Here is a 15110-nt window from a genome sequence, read left to right on the forward strand (position 1 = left end):
GAGACAGAGATGACAGTCGGCTCAACGCAGCAAAACCCGGGCGCGCTGCCGCTAGGGAAGGACGAATTGCTCAGCGTCTACCGCAAGATGCGCACGATCCGCGATTTCGAGGAGCGCCTGCACGTGGACTTCGGCCGCGGCGACATTCCGGGCTTCGTGCATCTGTACGCGGGCGAGGAAGCCGCCGGGGTCGGCATCATGCATCACCTGAACGACGGCGACCGCATCGCGAGCACCCATCGCGGACACGGCCACTGCATCGCCAAGGGCGTCGATCCGGTCGCGATGATGAAGGAGATCTACGGCAGGAAGGGCGGCTCGTGCAACGGCAAGGGAGGCTCGATGCACATCGCGGATCTGTCGAAGGGAATGATGGGCGCGAACGGCATTCTCGGCGCGGGCGCGCCGCTCATCTGCGGCGCCGCGCTCGCGGCCAAGTTCCGCGGCAAGGGCGAAGTGGGCATCACGTTCGCGGGCGACGGCGCGTCGAACCAGGGCACGTTCCTCGAAAGCCTGAACCTGGCTGCCGTGTGGAACCTGCCGGTGATCTTCGTCATCGAGAACAACGGCTACGCCGAATCGACGTCGCGCGAGTACGGCACGGCGGTGGACAGCTACGTCGACCGCGCGGCCGGCTTCGGCATTCCGGGCGTGACGGTGGACGGCACCGACTTCTTCGCCGTGCACGAAGCGGCGGGCGAGGTGATCCGGCGTGCGCGCGAAGGCGGCGGCCCGGCGCTGCTCGAATGCAAGATGATCCGCTTCTACGGCCACTTCGAAGGCGACGCCCAGACCTATCGCGCGGCCGGCGAACTCGACGACATCCGCTCGAACAAGGACTGCCTGAAGAAGTTCGCGCAGACGGTGACACAGGCCGACGTGATCTCCCGGGCCGAGCTGGACGCGATCGACCGCGAAGTCGCCGCGCTGATCGACCGTGCGGTGCAGGAAGCGAAGGATGCGCCGCTGCCGAGCGCGTCCGACCTGCTCACCGACGTCTACGTCAGCTACTGACCCCCGGACCCGCACGGATCACATACGAACAGGAGACGAATCATGGCCCGCAAATTGAGCATGAAGATGGCGATCAACGAAGCCATCGACCAGGAAATGACCCGTGACCCGAGCGTGATCATGCTCGGCGAAGACATCGTCGGCGGCGCCGGCGCCGATGGGGAAAAGGACGCATGGGGCGGCGTGCTCGGCGTGACGAAGGGACTCTACGCCAAGCACGGCGACCGCCTGCTGGACACGCCGCTTTCCGAATCCGCTTACGTGGGCGCGGCGATCGGCGCCGCCGCCTGCGGCATGAGGCCGATCGCCGAGCTCATGTTCATCGACTTCATGGGCGTGTGCTTCGACCAGATCTTCAATCAGGCCGCCAAGTTCCGCTACATGTTCGGCGGCAAGGCGGAAACGCCCGTCGTGATCCGCGCGATGGTGGGCGCGGGCTTTCGCGCCGCCGCCCAGCACAGCCAGATGCTCACGCCGCTCTTCACGCACATTCCGGGCCTCAAGGTGGTGTGCCCGTCCACGCCCTACGACACCAAGGGCCTGCTGATCCAGGCGATCCGCGACAACGACCCGGTCATCTTCTGCGAGCACAAGAACCTCTACGGCTTCGAAGGCGAAGTGCCCGAGAACTCGTACGCGATTCCGTTCGGCGAGGCCAATATCGTGCGCGACGGCAAGGACGTGTCGATCGTCACCTACGGGCTGATGGTGCACCGGGCGCTCGAAGCCGCGGCGACGCTCGCGAAGGAAGGCATCGAAGCGGAAGTGGTGGACCTGCGCACGCTCTCGCCGCTCGACATGGATACGGTGCTCGAAACCGTCGAGAACACCGGCCGGCTCGTCGTGGTGGACGAGGCGAGCCCGCGCTGCAACATCGCGACCGACATCTCGGCCCAGGTCGCACAGCAGGCTTTCGGCGCGCTCAAGGCGGCCATCGAGATGGTCGCGCCGCCGCACACGCCGGTGCCGTTCTCGCCCACGCTCGAGGACCTGTATATCCCGAGCGCCGCGCAGATCGCCGATGCGGCCCGCAAGACCATGAAGGGAGGCAAGCACTAATGTCCGAGATCACTCCGATCGTCATGCCGAAGTGGGGACTGTCGATGAAGGAAGGCACGGTGAACGCGTGGCTTGTCGACGAAGGCGCGCAGATTTCCGTCGGCCTGCCGATTCTCGATGTCGAAACCGACAAGATCGCCAACGCGGTGGAGGCGCCGGACGCCGGCACGCTGCGGCGCAAGGTGGCGGCGCCCGGCGACGTGCTGCCGGTCAAGGCGCTGCTCGGCGTGCTCGCGCCGGCCGAAGTCAGCGACGCCGACATCGACGCCTACATCTCCGGGTACGAAACGCCCGTCGACGACGCCAGCGGCGACGACGAAGCCGCGGCGGCGTATCACTTCGTCGAGGTCGACGGCATTCGCGTGCGCTACGCGAGCCGGGGCGAGGGCGGCGAGACGGTGCTGTTCATTCACGGCTTCGGCGGCGATCTCGACAACTGGCTCTTCAACCTCGACGCGCTCGCCGAGCGCCACAAGGTCGTCGCGCTCGATCTGCCCGCGCACGGGCAGTCCTCGCCGCGCCTGCCGGGCACGACGCTCGCGGATCTCGCGCAGTTCGTCGTGAAGTTCATGGATGCGCTCGAGATCGGTGCGGCTCACGTGGTCGGCCACTCGATGGGCGGCGGCGTGGCCGCGCAGATGGCGGTCGATGCGCCCGGGCGGGTGTCGTCGGTGGCGCTCATCTCGCCGGCGGGACTCGGCGAGGAGGTGAACAACGCCTATACGGAGGGCTTCGTCAGCGCGCAGTCGCGGCGCGATCTCAAGCCGGTGGTGGAACTGCTTTTCGCGGACCCGGGGCTCGTGAGCCGCCAGATGCTCGAGGACCTGCTGAAGTACAAGCGGCTCGACGGCGTGAGCGACGCGCTCGGCGCACTCGGCGGCGGCCTGTTCGCGGGCGGCCGGCAAGGAGAGCTGCCCGGGCGCAGGCTTGCGGAAAGCGGCAAGCGGGTGCTCGTGATCTGGGGCGCGCAGGACCGCATCATTCCCGCCGCGCACGCGGGCAACGCGCCGGCGGGCGCGACCGTCAAGGTCTTCGACGACGCCGGTCACATGAGCCAGATGGAGAAGGCGAACGACGTCAACAGCCTGCTCAAGCAGCATGTGAGCGGGTAATCGCCGAGCCCTTTCCTGCACGCGCGTCGCCGTCATCTGCCATCCGTTGCCCACGTGCAGCAGACGGCGGCGCGCGTCTTCCACCCACTTCAGGCAATTCCCGCGATATGAGCACTGAAACGAGCACCGATCTCAAGAGCCGGCTCGGCCGCATCAACCAGCAGTTCGCCGCGTTCGGACAGGCGCAGCCGCCCGTGATGAGCGGCTTTCAGGCAGTGATGAAGGCGGCCGCGCAGGAGGGCGCGCTGCCCGCCGCATTCAAGGAACTGGTCGCCGTGGCACTGGCGGTCAACAAGGGCTGCGACGACTGCGTGCTGTTCCACACGTCGCAGGCGCTGCGCCATCAGGCGACGCGGGCGCAGCTGGCCGACGTGCTGGGCGTCAGCGTCGAGATGGGCGGCGGGCCCGGCGCGATGTACGCGTCGAAGGCGCTCGCCTACTTCGATGCGCTCAGCCAGTAGCGCGAGCGATCCTTGCGTCGATTGAAAGAACATCGGATCAACCGGAGACGAACATGAACGAACCCCTGAGCGGCCAGGTGGCCGTCATCACCGGCGGCGCCCGCGGCATCGGGCGCGGCATCGCGCTCACGCTGGCGCGGGCCGGCGCGGACATCCTGATCGCAGACCTGCTGGAAGAGCCGATGCGCGAGACGGCGAAGGAAATACAGGCGCTCGGGCGCCGCGCCAGCACGCTGAAGGTCGACGTGACGCGCGCCGAAGCGCACGCCGACATGGTCGCCCAGGCGCTCGGCCAGCTGGGCGGACTCGACATCCTCGTCAACTGCGCGGGCGTGATCACCATCCGGCCGGTCGAAGAACTGAGCGAGCAGGACTGGGACTTCGTCATGAACGTCAACGCGAAGGGCACGTTTCTCGGCTGCAAGGCCGCGCTCGCGCACATGAAGGCGAAAGGCCGGGGCCGGATCATCAACGTCGCGTCGATCGCGGGCAAGGAAGGCTTTCCGAATCTCGCGCACTACAGCGCGTCGAAGTTCGCGGTGGTCGGCTTCACCAATGCGCTCGCGAAGGAAGTGGCGCGCGACGGCATCACGGTCAACGCGATTTGCCCGGGCATCGTGCGCACCTACATGTGGGACCGGCTCGCGGACGAGTGGAAAACGGAAGGCGAGTCGGTCGAGGACTCGTGGGCGCGCCACCAGCTCACGCTGATTCCCCAGGGCCGCGCGCAGACACCCGAGGACATGGGCCGCATGGCGCTGTTCTTCGCTACCATGGACAACGTGACCGGCCAATCGGTCAACGTCGACGGCGGTTTTACGTTCCACTGAGCCGCCGGGCGCCGCAACTGCGGCCGTACCAATGCCATGCCGCTGTGCCGCTGCCTCGTATCGGCGGCGCGGCGGCGGCCGGCTCCTTACGTTTGCCCATGCCCTTTCATTTCGTCGATTTCGATACCGCCGCCGCCAATCCTCTCGACGCCGAGGAGGCCCTGCTCGCGCAGGCCGCTTCGGGCGGTCCGGTGGCCCATCTGTGGCAGGCGCCGGTGTCGCTGGTGGTGCCGCGCAGCTATCAGCGGCACGCGACCCTCGACGCCGCCCGCGCCGAATTCGCGCGGCGCGGCTGTCCGGTCTGGCTGCGTCTGTCGGGCGGCGGGCTCGTGCCGCAGGGGCCGGGCATCCTCAACCTCAGTCTCGCCTATCCGGTGCGCGGCGCGATAGGCACGCTCGCCGATGCCGTCTACCTGCACCTGTGCGAGATCCTTGCCGAAGCGCTGCGCTCGGTGGACGTACAGACGCACTGGCAGGCAGTGGAGGGGTCGTTTTGCGACGGCCGCTTCAATCTGGCATGGGGCGCCGCCGACGATCCGCGCAAGATCGCGGGCACCGCGCAGTACTGGCGCCGCGTGCCGGACGGGCAGATGCCTGCGCAGGCCGCCGGTGCATCGAGTGCCCTGTACGTGGTGCTGGCGCACGCGGTGTTGCTCGTCGATGCCGATCCGGTCGAGATCAACCGTCGCGCCAACGATTTCGAAGCCATGCTCGGCAGCGGGAGGCACTACGAGGCGGACAAGGTGGTGAGCGTCGCGCAGGCGCTGGCGCGGCAGGGCACGACCGTCCGCGCCGGCCTGCCGGAGCGCGTGGACGAGGCGCTGCGCGCCGCGGTTGCGGCTGCACCGCCGACGCCCGGGTCGGGCGATTTCTGATCGGACGCGGGTTTTCCGTCCGGGTCGTTGCGCAGCGGCTGCCGCTCGGTCATTCGCGCCGGCTTCGCCCGGCGCGTGCATCGCTCGCAGTGTTGACGCTTTGGCGCGGGTCGCGTGCCGGGCGGATCTTCCCGCTCGCTTTGGCTACCCGCGCGGCATTCGTGTCGTTCAGGACCGGTGAGTCAGGGCACGCCCGCTGTCAACCCGGCGGCGGCGGTGGCGGCAGGCCCGGAGGAGGCGGAGGCGGCGGCGGCGCGTAGTGCGAAGGCCCCGGCGCCACCGACATCCGGCCGCTCACCGGAACGCGGTCACCGGCCGCGTACATGCACTGGATATACGCGTAGTCGTAGCGCCGCTGCACCTCGTAGCCCGAGCCTTGCGCGGCGCCCAGGCCGACCACGCTGCCGGCCAGGAGGCCCGCGCCCGCGCCCACGGCGGCACCGGTGCCGCCGTTGAACGCTGCGCCCGCCGCGGCACCGAGCGCGGTGCCCACCGCGGCGCTGCCGAGCGCGCTCGCCGTCGACGCCTGATTGGCCGACACCCCGCCTGCCTGCTGGAAGGCGAACTGCCGGCAGGCGCCGTCGTCGGCGCGAAACTGGTCGAAGGTTTTTCCGGTGCCGGGGAGCGCCATGACGGTCGGCCCCGTCGGCACAACGGCGCACGCGCTCAGGCAGCTCAGCGCGGCGAGGAGAACAAGCCTTGAATGGATCATATTGCTTTTGACTCTTCTGCTTTCGCGTCAGTTGGACGGCTCGGGCCGGGGCGCCACCTGACGCCAGTTGCCCGCGCACTGCTTCACATAGGGGTAGTAGGCCTTCGATTCATCGCAGTAGTACCAGTAGCCGCTCGGCCGCTCGCGCGCGGGCGACGCCTGCGCTTGCCCCTGCTCGATGTAGGCCTGCGGCGCGGCGGGCACGGCCACGGCCGGCGGATAGGAATAGTACGGATAAGGTGCGTACGGATACGGCGCGTACGGAGCCGGGCCGTACGGATAGTAGTAAGGAAACCCCCCGCCGATAAACACACCGACATGCCCGCCGGCGACCGCCGGCCCGCATGCGCAGGCGAGAGCGAGCACCGACAGCGTGACGCAATTCTTCACGCGCTTCACGACATCTCCTGGTTGGACATTCCCGCCGTCGATCTGAAGCGGTCGCGGAACCTGCCCGCGCCGACCGGCGGCACTTATTGAACGCTATGCCACTTGTGTGCGAAATTCAATTACAGCGGCAGGGGATTATTTTTCGCCGCGTTACGCGTCGTGCGGCGTGGTTCGCGGGTCGCCCGGACGTGCTCGTTCGCGATGGCGGCGGGGTGGCGAATCGTGCAAAAACAGCGCTCAGGCGCGCTTCGGAGCGGCCATTTTGTCCATGACAGGACGGCGTCGGCGCGGACAAACCGTCGTGTCCCGCCGTGCGCGGAGCACGGTTACGCGAGGAGCGACACCGCCTTGACCTGCGCCCACACCCGCGTGCCGACGGCAAGCTTCAGGTGGTCGCAGGAATAGCGCGTGATGCGCGACAGAAGCGGCGTGCCGTCGATATCGAGCCGCACCATCACTTGCGAGGGGCTCGCCGCGCCGGTGATTCCGGCCACCGTTGCCGGCAGCACGTTGAGCACGCTGCTCGACTCCTGCGCGGCGAGCGCGAGACTCACGTCGCGCGCCCTCACGACGATGCGCATCGCGCGGCCAGACGCCACCGCCGTGTGCACGACCCTGAGCGACGCGCCGCTGCCGGGCAGATTCAGCGTCAGCAGCTCGTAGCCGGGGTCGAAACCGGCTACGACGCCCTGAATGACGACCGACGCGTCGTCGGCCATGGCCGAGGGCAGGTCGAGGCGGGCGAGCGTATCGGCGATCGGGCCGCTCGCGACCGCCCGGCCGCTTTCGAGCAGCACGAGATGATCCGCGAGCCGTGCCACTTCCTCAGGCGCATGGCTCACGTACAGCACGGGGATGTCGAGTTCGTCGTGAAGCCGCTCCAGGTACGGCAGGATCTCCTGCTTGCGCTTCAGGTCGAGGGAGGCGAGCGGTTCGTCGAGCAGCAGGAGCCGCGGGCTCGTGAGCAGCGCGCGGGCGATCGCCACCCGCTGCCGCTCGCCGCCCGAGAGTCCCGCCGGCATGCGCTCGAGCAGGTGGCCGATGCCGAGCAGCCCCGCCGCGTGCGCGAGATCGACCTTGCGCGCCGCGGGCGCGATGCGGTTCAGCCCGTAGCGCAGATTGCGCGCGACGCTCAAATGCGCGAAGAGGCTTGCCTCCTGAAAGACGTACCCGAGCGGCCGCTGGTGCGTCGGCATGAAGATGCCCTTCGCGGTATCGAGCCAGACTTCGCCGTTGACGCTGAGGCGCCCTTCGCTCGGCCGCGCCAGCCCGGCGACGCAGCGCAGCACGGTGGTCTTGCCGGAGCCGGAATGGCCGAAGATCGCCGTGACGCCGCGGCCGGGAAGATCGAGATCGACGTCGAGCGAGAAGCCTTCGTGTTCCACGCGAAAGCGCGCCTCGATGCCTCCCGGTGCGGCAGCGGCGCGGACGTTCGACGCGCGCTCGGGCGTGTTCGGATGCGGGACGGTCGGGGCGGGGGCTTCGGGCATGTTTTCAGCGCAGCGAGTCGGATGTGGGGCGGGTCGAGTAGAGAAGCAGCAGCACGATGAACGAGAAAACCACCATCCCGCCTGCGAGCCAGTGCGCCTGCGGGTATTCGAGCGCCTCCACGTGGTCGTAGATCTGCACCGAGACGACCCGCGTCGCGCCCGGTATGTTGCCGCCGATCATCAGCACGACGCCGAATTCGCCGACCGTGTGCGCGAAGCCGAGAATGGCGGCCGTCACGACGCCCGGGCGCGCGAGCGGCAGGACAACGGAGAAGAAGCAGTCCCACGGGCCGGCGCGCAAGGTGGCGGCGGCTTCGAGGGGCCGCGAGCCGATCGCCTCGAAGGCGTTTTGCAGCGGTTGCACGACGAACGGCATCGAATACAGCACCGAGCCGACGACGAGCCCCGCGAACGTGAACGGCAGCAGGCCCCAGCCGAGGCCCTGCGTCAACTGGCCGACGTAGCCGTTCGGGCCCATCAGGACGAGCAGATAGAAGCCGATGACGGTCGGCGGCAGGACGAGCGGCAGCGCGACGACGGCGCCGACCGGTCCCTTGAGCCGCGAGCGCGTGCGCGCGAGCCACCAGGCGATCGGCGTGCCGATGATCAGCAGCAGGACCGTCGTGAGCGACGCCAGCTGGATGGTGAGCCAGATGGCTTCGAAGTCGGCTTGGTTCAGCGGCATCGCGATCGCGGATTCGTTACAGGGTGTAGCCGAACGACTTGATGACCGCCGCGGCCTTCGGTCCCTTCAGATACTCGACGAACGCCTTCGCGGCGGCATTGTCCTTGCCCTTCGTGAGGATCACCGCGTCCTGCTTGATCGGCTCGTGCAGCGACTCCGGCACCATCCACGCCGAGCCGCTCGTGATCTTGCCGTTCTTGTAGATCTGCGACAGCGCCACGAAGCCGAGCTCGGCATTGCCCGTTGCGATGAACTGCTGCGTCTGCGAGATGTTCTGCCCTTCGACGATCTTCGGCGCGACCGCCTGCGCGAGGCCGAGCTTGTCGAGCGCCTGCGTCGCGGCGAGGCCGTACGGGGCCGTCTTCGGATTGGCGATGGCGAGATGCCTGAACTCGTTTTTCTTCAGGACGTCGCCGTTCGCATCGACGTAGCCGTCTTTCGCCGACCAGAGCGCGAGCGCGCCGATCGCATACGTGAAGCGGCTGCCGGGCACGGTCATGCCCTCGGATTCGAGCTTGGCGGGGGTGGTGTCGTCGGCGGAGAGGAACACCTCGAACGGCGCGCCGTTCTTGATCTGTGCGTAGAACTGGCCGGTCGCCCCGTACGAAGCGACGACCTTGTTGCCCGTGTCCTTCTCGAAGTCCGCCGCGATCACTTGCACCGGTGCCGTGAAGTTGGCGGCCACCGCGACCTGCACCTCGCCGGCGAACGCGGAACCCGCCGCGAAACCAGCCGCAATCGACAGCAAAAGACGGAAAAATCGAAACTTCACGAAAGCCTCCTCGGACTTGACATGGAATGAAACGGCAACTGGGCGTTCAATCGAGCATCGTAATATAGCCGAATATATGACGCGTGGGATGAACGGGCATGCCTTGTCGCATAGGGACGAGGGTTCTTGCCGCCTTGCCGGAAGGTGCCGCACATGGAAGCGCGGGGGCTGGCGCTTCCAGTGGGATTTAATGCATCTGCTTTACGTGAACTCAGGTGCTCGCACGAGGCGCGACCCCTCCTTCAAGACCCTACGTCAGTAGGGCTGTCGGAACCGGATCGCGGGCCTAACCTGAGCATCAGGCACAGCGTTATCCGTTTTATCCAGCGAGCCCGTCATCACCCGGCCGGGTTCGCTTGCCGGCATTTCGCGCGCAGCCGTACCACGGCGGGCGCTACCGCATGAAGTCCGCCGCTCACGAGCGGCGCAAACATTCCACACCCAAACACGACCAATCGGCGCGCCGCTTTCCGGCGGCTTGCGCTTCGACAGGGCATCGCGGTTGCAACTACTTTCGAGGTATGGGTCATGTACATCATCACCTGGCTGACATCGATCGCCATTGCCCTCGCGGCGACCTGCACGATCGCGTTCGCGCTGCCGATGTCCGCCGACGACGAACTGAGCCGCGCGACGGTCTCGCAGGCGATCCTCGACACCGACGCATCCGCGATGCACCGCGTGCACGTTCCGTCGAAGGCCGCCGAGTCCGAGCGCCTCGACGCCGCGCTCGCCTCGTGCATGCCGGATGCGGCTTGCGTCTACCGGCAGCTCTGCGCCGGGCGGTAAGAGCGGCATCCGGGCATGCGAGCCGTGCCCCTTTCGTCAGGCGCCCTTGCGGTAGGCGCCGCCGCGCGCCTTGTCCTTGTCGTTGCCTTCCAGCCCCGGGAAAAACGCGTTCCAGACGGCGCGCACGCCTTGCGCGGCGGCCGCTTCGGCGTCGATGTTTTCCTGATCGCCGGCGTCTTTCGGATCTGCGCTCAGCCCGCGCCAGTGCGTGAAGACGAGCGCGGGTTTTTCCGTCCAGGCGCCTTCGATGTACTTCGAGAACGCAGTCCCGCCGCTCACGAGCTGCACTTCGTACCAGCCGTCCCGAACGGGCGCGTACTGGTCGAGCGGGAACCACTGGGTCGATTCGATCTCCATATCCCCTCCTGAGGAACGGTGCGCCAACCTCGCAGCATTTGCCGTTCCTTCATTTCATATGAATCGGCGAGGCGGCCGTGTCGAAACGGAGAGGGCCGCCGCATGGCCGATTCCGCTAACATTCGATCGCGGCCGGGCGTCCGGCGGGCGCGCCGCGACCGGACCGGGACGCCACCAGACGAGGGAGAACGGGAGACGAATGACGAAGCGTGCAATTTCTGCGAGCGAATACGACGGCATCCGTGCGGGAATCGTCGATGTGCTCGAAAGCGCCCGGCGTGCGGCGGCGCGCAACGTCAACGCGATCATGACCGCGTCGTACTGGGAGATCGGGCGGCGCATCGTCGAGTTCGAGCAGGCGGGCAGCGAGCGGGCCGGTTACGGCGACGCGCTCGTCGCGAGGCTCGCAACCGATCTGACACGGCGATTCGGCCGTGGATTCGGCCGGGCGAATCTTGCCAACATGCGGGCGTTCTATCTCCAATGGCCGCCCGGGCAGATTTTCCAGACAGCGTCTGGAAAATTGCCTCACGACGCGAACGTCGCGAATGTCCAGACGGCGTCTGGAAAATCGGCGTCGGCGATGCCTGCCGCCGAGCCCGCCCTCACGGCGCTCGCGGCGCGCTTTGCGCTGCCCTGGTCGGCCTACGTCCGGCTGCTTTCCGTGAAAAGCGCCGCCGCGCGGCTTTTACGAAAGCGAAGCGCTGCGCGAAGGCTGGTCGGTCCGTCAGCTCGACCGCCAGGTGAACAGCCAGCTCTATGAGCGCCTCGCGCTGTCGCGCAACAAGGCGGCGCTGCTCGCGAAGGCGTCCGAACGCACCCCCGGCGACACGATCACCCCCGAGGAAGCGATCAGGGACCCGTTCGTGCTGGAATTCCTGAATATCAAGGACGAATACTCCGAGTCCGATCTGGAGGATGCCCTCATCCACCGCCTCGCGGACTTCCTGCTCGAACTCGGCGACGACTTCGCGTTCATCGGCCGGCAGCGGCGGCTGCGCATCGACGACACGTGGTTTCGCGTCGACCTCGTGTTTTTCCATCGACGGCTGAAGTGCCTCGTCATCATTGATCTGAAAGTCGGCAAATTCAGTTACGCCGACGCCGGGCAGATGCACCTCTATCTGAACTATGCGCGCGAGCACTGGATGAAGCCCGGCGAGAATCCGCCGGTCGGGCTGATTCTGTGCGCCGCGAAGGGCAGCGCCGAGGCCCGCTACGCGCTGGACAATCTGCCGAACAAGATTCTCGCCGCCGAATATCAGACCGTGCTCCCCGACGAGCACCTGATCGCCGAAGAACTCGAACGGTCGCGCGAGGAAGTGGAAAGGAAGCGCAGGGGCTCGGACGAGTGAGGCCAGGCAGGCGTTGGCGCACGACGAAAAACAAAAAGCCCGCGCGAGCGGGCTTCAAGTCGGAGGCGGGGCGAAAACAGGCGGCGTACCTTCCGGCCAGCTCAGCCTTCACCCCGTTTGCGGTCACATGCCTGACACGGACCACGCTTACAGGATAGGTGATGCGGCGGGGGCATCGCCAATTTTTTTGCCGGCGCGCGGGCGAGGAATGGCCAGAACCGACGGGCAAAAAAAAGCCCGCTCTCGTTGAGCGGGCGTAATCCATATCGGTTGAGACATGGAGGAGACAGGGGTAAGTATAAACCCTTAAGAGTTTTCGTCAACCCCTAAATGCGGTATTTCGCGTTTTATGCGTTCCATGCGTTTCGATTACATCAGCGCGTGCCGCGGGGCACGCGCAGGCGCGCCCCGCGGCTCCGCCCGCCGGCTACTTCGGCCCGAGACTGTGATAGAACGCGGCGAGATTCGCGATGTCGGCGTCGCTGAGCGGCTTCGCGACCACCGACATCATTTCGTTCTGCCGCGCCCCGGAGCGGAAGTCCTTCAGCGCCTTGACGAGGTAGTCCTCGTTCTGTCCGGCGAGATTGGGCGCTTCCGGCACCTTGGCAAGGCCGTCCATGCCGTGGCACGCCTGACACTGCACCGCCTTGGCGCGCCCGGTCTTGACATCGGCGGCGAACGACGTGCTCGTGACGCACGCGGCGGCGAGCGCCGCCATCGCCACGCGATGCCACTTAAGGGGCCGCATCGTTGGCTGCGTCATTTGCCGCCCGCGTACGAAATGCGGTAGATCGCGCCGGCGTAGTCGTCGGAGACGAGCAGCGAGCCGTCCTGCAACTGCTGCACGTCGACCGGGCGGCCCATGTATTCGCCGGTCGACGTGAGCCAGCCTTCCGCGAAGACCTCGGTTTCGCCCGCCGTGCCGTCGTCCTTGACGGTGACGTACATGAGGCGCGCGCCGATCGGCTTCGTGCGGTTCCACGAACCGTGCTCCGCCACGAAGATGCCGCCCTGATACTTCGCCGGGAACATCTTGCCCGTGTAGAACGACATGCCGAGGTCCGCCGCGTGCGGCGCGAATTCGACCTGCGGGAACACGACGTTGGCGGGCGGCGTGGCGTCCTTGTAGTCGGCCGTGCGCACCTTGCCGCCGCCGTACCACGGGAAGCCGAAGTTCTCGCCGGCCTTCGTCGCGCGGTCGAGTTCGCCGGGCGGCGTGTCGTCGCCCATGCCGTCGACCTGGTTGTCGGTGAACCACAGCGTCTTGTCCTTCGGATTGAAGTCGAGGCCGACCGAGTTGCGCACGCCGTGTGCATAGACTTCGCGGTTCTTGCCGTCCTGATCGATGCGGATGATGCCCGCGAGGCCGTTCGTGTCGAGTGCGCCCAGCTTGGCCTTCGGCGGTACGTTCCACGGCTGGCCGAGCGCGATGTAGAGCTTCTTGTCCGGTCCGATCCGGCACGCGCGCGCGCCGTGGTTGAAGCTCTCGAACTCCGCCGGAATCAGCTTGCCCTGCGGCACGACGACGGCCGCCGCCACGTCCGGACCGCCTTCGCCGAAGAACTGCGCGGCCGGGAACGCGAGCACGCGATTTTGCTCGACGATGTACAGCACGCCGTCCGGCGAGAAGCACACGCCGTTCGGCACCTTGAACGTCACGGAACTCGCGAACGAGACGACGTCGTCCGCGACGCGCCGCTTCGTGCGGTCCGTCACCTGCCAGACGCGCGTCTTGCGGGTTCCGACGAACACGACGCCCGTCGACGGTTCGATCGCCATGTGGCGCGCATCCGGCACGACCGCATAGAGCTCGATCTTGAAGCCGGGCGGCAGCTTGATCGCCTTCAGGTTCTCGCGCAGCGCGTCGGCGCGCTGGCCGGTCTGCGGCACGGTCTCGGCGGGCGTCTTGTTGCCCGTTTCCTTGAAATTCGACAGCGTGCTGACATTGTCCTGCGCCGCATGAGCGGGCGAGAGGCAGACCTTCGCGTTCGGCGAACTGCAGCCGGGCGAAACCGTCGACGTGGACACGATCAAGGCGATCGGCGTGTGGGACACCGTCGGCGCGCTCGGCATCCCGATCTATCTGGACGACGAGAACAAGGACATCGACGTGTTCCGCTTCGCGGACACCGCGCTCAACAAGAAGGTCCAGTTCGGCATCCACGCGATCAGCCTCGACGAACAGCGCACCGACTTCACGCCGACCTTCTGGGACGCCCGCGACGGCATCACGCAAGTGCTCTTTGCGGGCGCGCATGCGGATGTCGGCGGCGGCTACCCGGTCACGGAATCGGGACTGTCCGACATCGCGTGCGAGTGGATGCTCGGGCGCCTCGCCGATCCCGCGATCGGGCTGCAGCTGAAGCCCCAGCCGTGGGCGTTCAAGCCCGACTTCTTCGGTGTCAGCCACGAGCCGTGGGCGCAGATTCCGTTCTCGGTGCGTCCGCGCGGACCGCGCGGGCCGATCCGCTTCCCCGCCGACATCGGCGCCCATGTCTCGATCGCGCGCCGGATGGGCATCGATCCGCAAACGGGCCAGCGCGTCGCCGTGACCCCGCAGTACCTGCCCGCGGCGCTCTCCGAGCAACTGGGCGCGAACCGCGTCTGGGTCAGCTGAAGCGCCGGGCGCGTGGCGGCCCGCCGCGCCTGAGCGGCATTCAGGCCGCCACGCGCTCGGGCAGCGCGCCGAGCCGCGCCACCGGCGACACCGCGATAATCGCTAGGCATCAATTGAATGGCGTCGCCGGCTTAACAGCGTAGTCGCTATCGCCGCAGGGTTCAATCGGAATGCGTGCGTTAGCGTACGAACGTAATGGATCGCTAATGAATGCGGAAGCATTCGCATGGCGGACCGGCGAGGCATACTCGCCGGCCGCAAGGCACATGAGATAGCGAATCCGTATCCGTGACCGGTTGTTTTAGATCGCGAAGATTTCTGGCTCTCCCGGCGCATGAACGCGACCGCGCGCCTTCATACAGAATATGTCCGATTGCGCATTCGTGTCCCCGATCGGAGCACTTCATTCGCTTCTTCAATAATCGCCATTCGCGCTCCGGAGCGTTCCGGATTTCGCGCTTCGATACGAGCCGTTAATTGCCGCCCGGTTTTATGCGCCGTGCAATTGATTGCGTCCGTAAAGGCTGCAATTCGCGAATAGCCGCGATCTCGCGCGCGAAGAGAATGGGCCCGGGCGTTTTCGTCCATCCGG

General features: G+C 67.0%; 16 protein-coding genes and 1 pseudogene. 9 read left to right on the top strand and 8 right to left on the bottom strand.

The features are described 5' to 3' along the window. The first annotated feature begins 9 nt into the window (after positions 1-9). The 6 genes from BG61_RS03290 (at position 10) to BG61_RS03315 (ending at position 5351) form a co-directional block, all read left to right on the top strand. Entirely contained in the window at positions 10-1014 is a 1005-nt protein-coding gene (locus tag BG61_RS03290) for a thiamine pyrophosphate-dependent dehydrogenase E1 component subunit alpha (protein WP_035934936.1), read from the top strand. Positions 1015-1056: 42 nt separating this feature from the next. Then, positions 1057-2073, top strand: coding sequence for an alpha-ketoacid dehydrogenase subunit beta (locus BG61_RS03295; protein WP_035934939.1), 1017 nt, complete (start codon positions 1057-1059; stop codon positions 2071-2073). Continuing rightward, positions 2073-3185, top strand: a complete 1113-nt coding sequence (locus BG61_RS03300) for an acetoin dehydrogenase dihydrolipoyllysine-residue acetyltransferase subunit (RefSeq protein WP_035934942.1) — start codon at positions 2073-2075, stop codon at positions 3183-3185. Before BG61_RS03295 ends, BG61_RS03300 begins: the two co-directional genes overlap by 1 nt. Positions 3186-3292: 107 nt before the next feature. After that, positions 3293-3646 carry a carboxymuconolactone decarboxylase family protein gene (locus tag BG61_RS03305; RefSeq protein WP_035934945.1) on the top strand — a complete coding sequence of 118 codons (354 nt, stop codon included), beginning with the start codon at positions 3293-3295 and terminating at the stop codon, positions 3644-3646. 53 nt (positions 3647-3699) lie between these two features. Beyond that, positions 3700-4476 (top strand): SDR family NAD(P)-dependent oxidoreductase, encoded by a 777-nt coding sequence (locus BG61_RS03310; RefSeq protein ID WP_035934948.1) that lies wholly within the window; start codon positions 3700-3702, stop codon positions 4474-4476. 98 nt (positions 4477-4574) lie between these two features. Beyond that, a complete protein-coding gene (locus tag BG61_RS03315) occupies positions 4575-5351 on the top strand; it encodes a lipoyl protein ligase domain-containing protein (RefSeq protein WP_035935403.1) in 777 nt (258 codons plus the stop codon). 199 nt (positions 5352-5550) lie between these two features. Here BG61_RS03315 and BG61_RS03320 read toward each other — a convergent pair whose 3' ends face one another. The 5 genes from BG61_RS03320 to modA all read right to left on the bottom strand — a co-directional run bounded on the left by BG61_RS03320 (position 5551) and on the right by modA (position 9400). Beyond that, entirely contained in the window at positions 5551-6063 is a 513-nt protein-coding gene (locus tag BG61_RS03320) for a glycine zipper family protein (RefSeq protein ID WP_035934951.1), read from the bottom strand. Between the two features lie 27 nt (positions 6064-6090). Beyond that, complete coding sequence (locus tag BG61_RS03325; RefSeq protein WP_035934954.1) at positions 6091-6462, bottom strand: hypothetical protein; 372 nt, start codon at positions 6460-6462, stop codon at positions 6091-6093. A gap of 317 nt (positions 6463-6779) precedes the next feature. Further along, the gene (gene modC / locus BG61_RS03330; RefSeq protein WP_035934957.1) at positions 6780-7943 is read right to left on the bottom strand and encodes a molybdenum ABC transporter ATP-binding protein; all 1164 of its coding nucleotides are present in this window, start codon (positions 7941-7943) and stop codon (positions 6780-6782) included. 4 nt (positions 7944-7947) lie between these two features. Then, entirely contained in the window at positions 7948-8628 is a 681-nt protein-coding gene (gene modB / locus BG61_RS03335) for a molybdate ABC transporter permease subunit (protein ID WP_035934960.1), read from the bottom strand. A 16-nt stretch (positions 8629-8644) separates the two neighbouring features. Further along, positions 8645-9400, bottom strand: coding sequence for a molybdate ABC transporter substrate-binding protein (gene modA / locus BG61_RS03340; RefSeq protein ID WP_035934962.1), 756 nt, complete (start codon positions 9398-9400; stop codon positions 8645-8647). Between the two features lie 528 nt (positions 9401-9928). Between modA and BG61_RS43190 the strand changes: the two genes are divergently transcribed. Next, positions 9929-10189, top strand: coding sequence for a hypothetical protein (locus BG61_RS43190; protein WP_035934965.1), 261 nt, complete (start codon positions 9929-9931; stop codon positions 10187-10189). 36 nt (positions 10190-10225) lie between these two features. Here BG61_RS43190 and BG61_RS03350 read toward each other — a convergent pair whose 3' ends face one another. After that, positions 10226-10546, bottom strand: coding sequence for a hypothetical protein (locus BG61_RS03350; RefSeq protein ID WP_035934968.1), 321 nt, complete (start codon positions 10544-10546; stop codon positions 10226-10228). 199 nt (positions 10547-10745) lie between these two features. On the opposite strand from BG61_RS03350, the pseudogene BG61_RS03355 reads away from it, so the two are divergent. Further along, a pseudogene (locus BG61_RS03355) lies at positions 10746-11901 on the top strand (PDDEXK nuclease domain-containing protein). Positions 11902-12328: 427 nt separating this feature from the next. Here BG61_RS03355 and BG61_RS03360 read toward each other — a convergent pair. After that, entirely contained in the window at positions 12329-12664 is a 336-nt protein-coding gene (locus BG61_RS03360) for a c-type cytochrome (protein WP_370818080.1), read from the bottom strand. Next, positions 12661-13929: a PQQ-dependent sugar dehydrogenase gene (locus tag BG61_RS03365; RefSeq protein ID WP_232256312.1), complete on the bottom strand. Its 1269-nt coding sequence runs from the start codon at positions 13927-13929 to the stop codon at positions 12661-12663. The genes BG61_RS03360 and BG61_RS03365 overlap by 4 nt, the downstream gene beginning before the upstream one ends. On the opposite strand from BG61_RS03365, the gene BG61_RS03370 reads away from it, so the two are divergent. Then, a complete protein-coding gene (locus BG61_RS03370; protein ID WP_051672235.1) occupies positions 13922-14518 on the top strand; it encodes a phospholipase effector Tle1 domain-containing protein in 597 nt (198 codons plus the stop codon). The two genes, BG61_RS03365 and BG61_RS03370, sit on opposite strands and share 8 nt — an antisense overlap. Positions 14519-15110 lie beyond the last annotated feature (592 nt).

It is taken from the genome of Caballeronia glathei (genome assembly GCF_000698595.1).
Taxonomy (GTDB): Bacteria; Pseudomonadota; Gammaproteobacteria; order Burkholderiales; family Burkholderiaceae; genus Caballeronia; species Caballeronia glathei.

What these genes read in the sequence shown, in the direction of transcription:
- modB (WP_035934960.1), bottom strand. Translation starts at nt 8,628, where the DNA reads ATGCCGCTGAACCAAGCCGACTTCGAAGCCATCTGGCTCACCATCCAG.
- BG61_RS03290 (WP_035934936.1), top strand. Translation starts at nt 10, where the DNA reads ATGACAGTCGGCTCAACGCAGCAAAACCCGGGCGCGCTGCCGCTAGGG.
- BG61_RS03310 (WP_035934948.1), top strand. Translation starts at nt 3,700, where the DNA reads ATGAACGAACCCCTGAGCGGCCAGGTGGCCGTCATCACCGGCGGCGCC.
- BG61_RS43190 (WP_035934965.1), top strand. Translation starts at nt 9,929, where the DNA reads ATGTACATCATCACCTGGCTGACATCGATCGCCATTGCCCTCGCGGCG.
- modC (WP_035934957.1), bottom strand. Translation starts at nt 7,943, where the DNA reads ATGCCCGAAGCCCCCGCCCCGACCGTCCCGCATCCGAACACGCCCGAG.
- BG61_RS03350 (WP_035934968.1), bottom strand. Translation starts at nt 10,546, where the DNA reads ATGGAGATCGAATCGACCCAGTGGTTCCCGCTCGACCAGTACGCGCCC.
- BG61_RS03360 (WP_370818080.1), bottom strand. Translation starts at nt 12,664, where the DNA reads ATGACGCAGCCAACGATGCGGCCCCTTAAGTGGCATCGCGTGGCGATG.
- BG61_RS03315 (WP_035935403.1), top strand. Translation starts at nt 4,575, where the DNA reads ATGCCCTTTCATTTCGTCGATTTCGATACCGCCGCCGCCAATCCTCTC.
- BG61_RS03295 (WP_035934939.1), top strand. Translation starts at nt 1,057, where the DNA reads ATGGCCCGCAAATTGAGCATGAAGATGGCGATCAACGAAGCCATCGAC.
- BG61_RS03320 (WP_035934951.1), bottom strand. Translation starts at nt 6,063, where the DNA reads ATGATCCATTCAAGGCTTGTTCTCCTCGCCGCGCTGAGCTGCCTGAGC.
- BG61_RS03305 (WP_035934945.1), top strand. Translation starts at nt 3,293, where the DNA reads ATGAGCACTGAAACGAGCACCGATCTCAAGAGCCGGCTCGGCCGCATC.
- BG61_RS03300 (WP_035934942.1), top strand. Translation starts at nt 2,073, where the DNA reads ATGTCCGAGATCACTCCGATCGTCATGCCGAAGTGGGGACTGTCGATG.